The 7,818-nt window shown below is 42.7% G+C and carries 6 protein-coding genes; 4 read left to right on the forward strand and 2 right to left on the reverse strand.

Translation table 11 applies throughout. The annotated features are described in order from the left end of the window. The first annotated feature begins 180 nt into the window (after positions 1 to 180). Together galE and Q1K78_RS16470 are read left to right on the forward strand one after the other, a co-directional pair. Positions 181 to 1,188 carry a UDP-glucose 4-epimerase GalE gene (galE, locus tag Q1K78_RS16465; RefSeq protein WP_300181404.1) on the forward strand — a complete coding sequence of 336 codons (1,008 nt, stop codon included), beginning with the start codon at positions 181 to 183 and terminating at the stop codon, positions 1,186 to 1,188. Between the two features lie 129 nt (positions 1,189 to 1,317). Then, a complete protein-coding gene (locus Q1K78_RS16470; RefSeq protein ID WP_300181406.1) occupies positions 1,318 to 1,911 on the forward strand; it encodes a hypothetical protein in 594 nt (197 codons plus the stop codon). A 188-nt stretch (positions 1,912 to 2,099) separates the two neighbouring features. On the opposite strand, the gene gpmM is transcribed toward Q1K78_RS16470, so the two are convergent. After that, positions 2,100 to 3,632 (reverse strand): 2,3-bisphosphoglycerate-independent phosphoglycerate mutase, encoded by a 1,533-nt coding sequence (gene gpmM, locus Q1K78_RS16475; RefSeq protein WP_300181408.1) that lies wholly within the window; start codon positions 3,630 to 3,632, stop codon positions 2,100 to 2,102. Positions 3,633 to 3,956: 324 nt separating this feature from the next. Then, the gene (locus Q1K78_RS16480) at positions 3,957 to 5,303 is read right to left on the reverse strand and encodes an MATE family efflux transporter (RefSeq protein ID WP_300181410.1); all 1,347 of its coding nucleotides are present in this window, start codon (positions 5,301 to 5,303) and stop codon (positions 3,957 to 3,959) included. Between the two features lie 330 nt (positions 5,304 to 5,633). Between Q1K78_RS16480 and Q1K78_RS16485 the strand changes: the two genes are divergently transcribed. Then, entirely contained in the window at positions 5,634 to 5,921 is a 288-nt protein-coding gene (locus Q1K78_RS16485; protein ID WP_017022481.1) for a co-chaperone GroES, read from the forward strand. 92 nt (positions 5,922 to 6,013) lie between these two features. Next, complete coding sequence (gene groL, locus Q1K78_RS16490) at positions 6,014 to 7,651, forward strand: chaperonin GroEL (protein WP_300181414.1); 1,638 nt, start codon at positions 6,014 to 6,016, stop codon at positions 7,649 to 7,651. Positions 7,652 to 7,818: the final 167 nt, after the last annotated feature.

Here is a 7,818-nt window from a genome sequence, read left to right on the forward strand (position 1 = left end):
GCGTGGCCTGCGACTTACCGCCTCCCAGCGACCCGCTTATTAAGGGAGAGGAGCAAAGAGCCAAAAGTTAAAAGCTGGTACGGTAATCTTGCTTTTGATCTTATAGTTTCTAGAGCGAAGCGTTCTAGTTAGCATAGCGTATAGGCTCTTATTCAAATAAATTAAAAATAGAGAAAAACAATGAATATTTTAGTCACTGGCGGAATGGGTTACATCGGTAGCCACACATGTGTACAAATGATTGAAGCGGGCTTAACGCCAATCATTCTAGATAATTTATACAACAGTAAAGAAGTAGTGCTTGATCGCATTGAAGCTTTGGTTGGTGTGAAACCTAACTTTTATGAGGGTGATATTCGTGATCCTCAAATATTAACAACCATCTTTGCTGAAAACCAAATTGATAGTGTGATCCACTTCGCTGGCTTAAAAGCGGTAGGTGAGTCGGTTGAAAAGCCTATCATGTATTACGATAACAACGTTTCAGGTACGTTGGTATTAGTTGAAGCGATGCGTAAAGCGGGCGTGAACAGCATTGTATTTAGTTCATCAGCGACGGTTTATGGTGATCCGGCATCTACCCCAATTAATGAAAACTTCCCAACATCAGCAACCAATCCTTATGGTCGCAGTAAGTTGATTGTTGAAGAGTGTCTAACTGATATTCAAAAAGCACATCCTGAAATGAGCGTAACTCTACTTCGTTACTTTAACCCTGTAGGCTCTCATAAATCAGGAACTATGGGTGAAGATCCACAAGGTATTCCAAATAACCTAATGCCATTTATTTCACAAGTTGCGGTTGGCCGTCGTGAATTTTTATCGGTATTTGGTGATGATTATCCAACCGTTGATGGAACCGGGGTTCGTGATTACATTCACGTTGTCGATTTGGCGGATGGTCACTTAGCTGCATTGAAATACAAAGGTAAAGAAGCTGGTCTTCATATTTACAATTTAGGTACAGGTAAAGGCTACAGTGTTTTACAGATGGCTGAAGCCTTCTCGAAAACGGCAGGTGTGCCGGTTCCTCATAAAATAGCACCACGTCGCCCGGGTGATATTGCAGAATGCTGGGCAGACCCAGCTAAAGCACGTGAAGAATTGAAGTGGGAAGCGAAGTTGTCTCTTGATGATATGACAGAAGATACGTGGCGTTGGCAGTCGAATAATCCGGAAGGGTACTAAAAGCGAAGGATTCAAGTCTCTGATTTCAGGAAGATCAAAGGCGAGTATTGTGCTTATTTTTGATCTTCTTTACGTCTATTTGTTCAAAGTTTATACTGATGTTAATTCCATATTCTTAAAGGTTAATCTATGCCATTACTGATCCCTGAAACTGATTTTTCAGATCAGCTGAGAAGGCCAAGCACGAATAAAGCGGCTGCAAAAAAGTTTTTAGCTAAATATCCAAAATCTTATCAGTTAGAAGGTTTTGTCATACCTGAAGGCTATCGCTTTGTGACTAATAAAAAAGGCAAACAGATACGATTAATAGATAAAACAGATAGTAGTAATCCTCGTATAATCTATGCCGTCAATATTGAATTATCAGATAAAAAAATAGGTCAATGCTCTTGTACGCAAGTTATGGTTTGGTCTGATCCTGTAGAAGAAGAGCTTACCGTCGGGTTACCTAAAAAAGTATTTTCGGCATTGCTTGAAGAATATGTAATCATGATTAGTGATGAAGAGCAAACCAATGATGGTAAGCGATTTTGGGAGCGAAGATTAATCCAATCTTTAAAGAGTGGCCATTTTGTTTATTTTTATGATTCTTTTCAGTTGGGTTCGCAGCTTATCTTGATAAATACAGTCGATGAGTTTCTTGAAGAGTATGAGCCCTTAGGTTGGGGGCAAGATAATGAGCATAAAGGTAAGATGTTTATTATTAGTAAAATGAAGATTTGAGACTAGAAACGATACGCTGGTCTAACTAGGCCTCTGCGCGAAGCGTCCTGAAACCTAAGATCAAAAAAAGCCCACAGGCGATAAACCTGTGGGCTTTTTGCTATAAGCTCAAAAGCGAGTATAACGCTTGCTCTTGATTTTATAGGAGCGAAGCGTTCTAGCCTCTAGTTAGCGTAGCGTATAGTTTCTTATTTAAAAAGAATCTCACCAGACATTTCAGCAGGAATCGCTGTTCCAGTCAGCGCTAGCATAGTAGGAGCTAGATCAGACAGTTTACCGCCTTCTTTAAATTCAATCTCTTTGCTACCTACGTAGATAAGAGGAACTGGAAGATTAGTATGAGCTGTGTGAACGCCGCCTGTTTCAGGGTTGATCATCATTTCAGCATTACCGTGATCGGCAGTGATAAGCATTTGGCCATCAACTTCTTTGATAGCTTCAACCACTTTACCGATGCACTCATCAAGCGCTTCCATTGCTTTAACAGCAGCTTCGTATACGCCAGTGTGGCCAACCATGTCACAGTTAGGGAAGTTACAAACGATAGCGTCGTACTTACCAGATTTGATAGCAGCAACTAATTTTTCTGTTAGCTCAGGTGCGCTCATTTCAGGTTGTAGATCGTAAGTTGCTACTTTTGGAGAAGCAACAAGTTGACGTTCTTCGCCTTCAAACTCGTCTTCTTTACCGCCGTTGAAGAAGAAAGTAACGTGTGCGTATTTTTCAGTTTCAGAAATACGTAGCTGAGTTTGACCTTCTTTAGATAACCACTCGCCGTAGGTATTTTCTAGAGACGCAGGAGAGAACGCACAAAGAAGAGGGATGTTTGCTGCATATTGAGTCAACATCACAAAATCGATTGCTGGGAATGCGTTACGAGCAAAACCATCGAAATCAGGAACGAATGCACGTGTAATTTCACGAGCACGGTCAGCACGGTAGTTCATGAAGATGACAGCATCGCCATCAACGATTGCTGCTGATTCTTCGCCTTCTGCTTTGATTTCAGTTGCTTGTACAAACTCATCGTTTTCTTCACGAGCGTAAGCCGCTTCAAGACCTTCAACCGCTGAATCAAAAGTGAATACTGCTTTTGCTTCTGTCATTAGATCGTAAGATTTTTGTACGCGATCCCAGTTGTTGTCACGGTCCATTGCGTAGTAACGACCAATTAGAGAAGCAACACGGCCTTTGCCTAATTTAGCGAATAGCTCTTGGAAGTTTTTCAAAGAGTTTTCAGCTGAACGAGGTGGAGTGTCACGTCCGTCTAGGAAGCAGTGTAGGTAGATTTTTTCTGCGCCACGTGCCGCTGCCATTTCTACTGCTGCGTAGATGTGATCTTCATGAGAGTGAACGCCACCTGGAGACATAAGGCCCATGATGTGAACGGCTTTGTCTGCTTTAACCGCTTTGTCGATAGCGTTAACTAGTGTTTCGTTTTCTTGGAACTCACCATCAGAGATTGCTTTAGTGATGCGAGTTAGATCTTGATAAACAATACGACCAGCGCCGATGTTTGTGTGACCAACTTCTGAGTTACCCATTTGACCATCAGGTAGACCAACGTCCATACCTGATGCTGAAATTAGTGTGTTTGGTTGAGTAGCCATTAGGCCATCAAGAACTGGAGTGTTTGCGTTTGTGATTGCGTTATCTGCTTGAGCTTCACGGTGACCGTAACCATCAAGAATAACTAGAGCCATAGGCTTTTTAGCTGACATAAAGGTGTTCCTCGTCAATAGCTTAATAAATTCGAATAAATAACTTTGTGTAATTTTACTACAAAGTGAGTGAAGGGGCTATAGCGGAGCAAGGAAGAGCTGGATTCAGGGGTGATTGGTGTTGTTTTTAGCCACTCCCCCTTAGTAAGGGGGAGGCTGGGAGGGGCTCAAGAACTAACAGCATATAATCAAGTTAGATTTGTATTCAATTCAACCATCATCACAACAACCCCTCCCTAACCCTCCCCTTATTAAGGGGAGGGAACTGTATATTATTTGCTATAATCACAACGATCACCTCTGAATCTTAAGATCTTATAGTTTCTAGTTAGCGAAGCGTATAGTCTCCAACAACTTACTATGCTTCACAAACACCCATGCACTAATCCCACCCATCACATTCCCAATCGCTACCCCAACAAACAGTCCTTCCATGCCATAAAAATGACTGCCAATCCACGCCGTTGGCAAGGTAAATACAAACAACCTCATGAAACTCCAACTGAAAGAATGTAACGGTTTTTGCATTGCATTTAAGCTGCTAACAAGCACCATCACAATCCCTTGGAATCCATAACTGAATGGCACGCAGATCAGATACATCCAGAGGCCGTGTTGAACAGCATCATCTTGGCTGAATAAATGCGATAGCGGAATGCTCAATGGAACAATCAAGATATAGAGAAATAGTTGGAAGAAGACGGAGAACTTCATCGCTAAGAAGATCGCTTCTTTCACTCGCTCTGGTTGTTTAGCTCCGAGATTTTGCGCTACAAATGGGCTTAATGAAGAGGTCAGCGCCATTATCACTAATAACATTAATGATTCAACTCGTTGCGCTGCACCATAAGAAGCGACTGCAACGGTGCCTTGACTGGCAAGCATCATCATTAAAATGGCACCAGAGATAGGGTTTAATGCGTTTGATAGTGCCGCTGGTGAGCCAATTTTTAAGATCTGTTGCCAGTCTTGTTTCATTTCTGATGGTTTTGGTGGAGCGAGTAGTTTTACTTTTCGAGTGAGTACATAAAAAGAACCAAGTAATGCACCAAACCAACTGATGCCACTGGCAATCGCAGCACCTTGAATACCTAATTCTGGAAAAGGACCATAGCCAAAGATAAGTAGTGGATCGAGTACGCCATTTATTAGTCCAGCCAGCATCATGATTTTCGCGGGTGTGGTGGTATCGCCGGTTGCTCGAATAGCGCTGTTGCTCGACATTGGAATAACAAGCAGCGGAATGGTGAGATACCAAATGGACATATATTCGTGAATAAGAGGAAGTAGCTTATCTTCTGCGCCTAATAATCGAAATAGGGGTTCAATGGTGAAAAATCCAATGCTACAAGCAATAAGAATAAGAATGACCGCTAAGATTAATCCATGTGTGGTTAATTGAGCGGCGTGCTTACTGTTGCCTTGTCCGAGTAAACGTCCGATAGATGCTGATAATCCAACACCAACGCCCATCGTAATGCAGTTAACAGCGAAAGTGACGGGAAAGGTAAAACTCACTGCGGCAAGGGCATCTGTACCAAGCAATGAAATAAAGAAGGTATCCACCAAGTTGAACAGAAGAATCGCCACCATGCCAAACACCATTGGGGTGGTGAGTTTTTGTAATACGTCGGCGATAGGTTGGGTTAGTAAACCGTGTTTATCTAGCATGGTTTTCTCGAGTGGTGGCGGGATGGGTAGTGTAGCGGAAATAGGGACGAGATTCGAGGACGCTTCGCTCGAGGGACGAGTAAGGGTAAATAGAACTAACTATACGCTGCGCTAACTAGAGACTATAAGATCAAAAGCGAGTATGGTGCTGCTCTTGCTCTTATAGAAGCGAAGCGGTCTAGTTAGCGCAGCGTATAGTCTCTAGCCTCTAGTTCTTTAAATATTTGCACCATAAACCCTTGCAATCCCCCCCAAAAAACCCCATTAATAAACCAAAGCCAAATCATGGCACTTTATTCTTAAATGGAACATTATCAGGAGATACGACCAATGAATATCCGTCCTTTACATGACCGTGTGATCGTTGAACGCCAAGAAGCTGAATCAAAATCTGCGGGTGGCATTGTATTAACAGGTTCAGCGGCTGAGAAATCAACTCGCGGTATTATTCTAGCTGTTGGCAATGGCCGCATCCTAGAGAATGGTTCTGTACAGCCATTAGACGTAAAAGTAGGCGATTCAGTGATCTTCGCAGAAGGTAACATCAAAGCAGAGAAGATTGACGGTAAAGAAGTGTTGATCATGTCTGAATACAACATTCTGGCTATTGTTGAATAATAAGCACTCGTTGAGTAATTCGTTTTTCGAACTTTGCTATTTTCGATACTAATAAGCGATATTAAGAAAAGAATTTAAAAAGGAAATTAAAGATGGCTGCTAAAGACGTTAAATTTGGTAATGACGCACGAATCAAAATGCTAGAAGGTGTAAATGTTCTGGCTGATGCGGTTAAAGTAACTTTAGGTCCTAAGGGTCGTAACGTTGTTTTAGATAAATCATTTGGCGCACCAACGATCACTAAAGATGGTGTTTCTGTTGCACGTGAAATCGAACTTGAAGATAAGTTCCAAAACATGGGCGCACAAATGGTTAAAGAAGTGGCTTCGCAAGCGAATGACGCGGCGGGCGACGGAACAACTACTGCAACCGTTCTTGCTCAAGCTATCATTGCTGAAGGCCTAAAAGCCGTTGCTGCGGGCATGAATCCAATGGATCTTAAACGTGGTATCGACAAAGCAGTTATTGCTGCTGTTGAAGCACTTAAAGATCTATCTGTTCCATGTGCTGATACAAAAGCGATCGCACAAGTAGGTACTATCTCTGCAAACTCTGACTCTACTGTTGGTAATCTTATTGCTGAAGCAATGGAAAAAGTAGGTCGTGACGGTGTTATTACTGTTGAAGAAGGTCAAGCTCTTCAAGACGAATTAGACGTTGTTGAAGGTATGCAGTTTGATCGCGGTTACCTATCGCCATATTTCGTAAACAACCAAGAAGCCGGTTCTGTTGATCTAGACAGCCCATTCATCTTGCTTGTTGATAAAAAAGTATCAAACATCCGTGAATTGCTTCCAACTCTAGAAGCAGTAGCGAAAGCATCTCGTCCTCTTCTTATCATCGCTGAAGATGTTGAAGGCGAAGCGCTTGCTACTCTAGTTGTGAACAACATGCGTGGTATCGTTAAAGTTGCAGCGGTTAAAGCTCCTGGTTTTGGTGACCGTCGTAAAGCAATGTTACAAGATATCGCGGCATTAACTGCGGGCTCTGTAATTTCAGAAGAGATCGGTTTAGAGCTTGAAAAAGTAGTTCTTGAAGATCTTGGTCAAGCGAAGCGTGTAACGATCACGAAAGAAACAACAACTATCATCGATGGTGCTGGTGATGAGACTATTATCTCTGGCCGTGTTTCTCAAATTCGTCAACAAATCGAAGATGCAACCTCTGACTACGATAAAGAAAAACTTCAAGAGCGTGTAGCTAAATTAGCTGGCGGTGTTGCAGTAATCAAAGTCGGTGCGGCTACTGAAGTTGAGATGAAAGAGAAGAAAGACCGTGTTGAAGATGCACTTCACGCAACTCGCGCTGCGGTTGAAGAGGGTGTTGTTGCTGGTGGTGGTGTTGCACTTATCCGCGCTGCATCTAAAGTTTCTGGCCTTGAAGGTGACAACGAAGAACAAACTGTTGGTATTCGTTTAGCACTTCGTGCAATGGAAGCGCCACTTCGTCAAATCGTTAAAAACGCAGGCGAAGAAGATTCAGTGGTTGCTAACAACGTTCGCGCTGGTGAAGATAACTACGGTTACAACGCAGCGACAGGCGTTTACGGCGACATGATCGAGATGGGTATTCTTGACCCAACTAAAGTAACTCGTTCTGCACTTCAGTTCGCGGCATCGGTTGCTGGTCTTATGATCACAACGGAAGCTATGATCACTGATAAGCCACAAGATTCAGGTTCTTCTATGTCAGATATGGGCGGCATGGGTGGAATGGGCGGCATGATGTAAACATCGCCATAAACTGATTCGCTTTATAGTGTAATTTGTTTGAAAAGCCGAGGCAGAGATGTCTCGGCTTTTTTGTGCGTGGAGAAAGAGCACCCCCTCCCAGCCTCCCCCTTATTAAGGGGGAGGAGCCGATTGCAGTTGTTGTAATTTCAGCGAATACAATACAG

Origin of the sequence: uncultured Aliivibrio sp., assembly GCF_946479765.1 — a bacterium.
Taxonomy (GTDB): domain Bacteria; phylum Pseudomonadota; class Gammaproteobacteria; order Enterobacterales; family Vibrionaceae; genus Aliivibrio.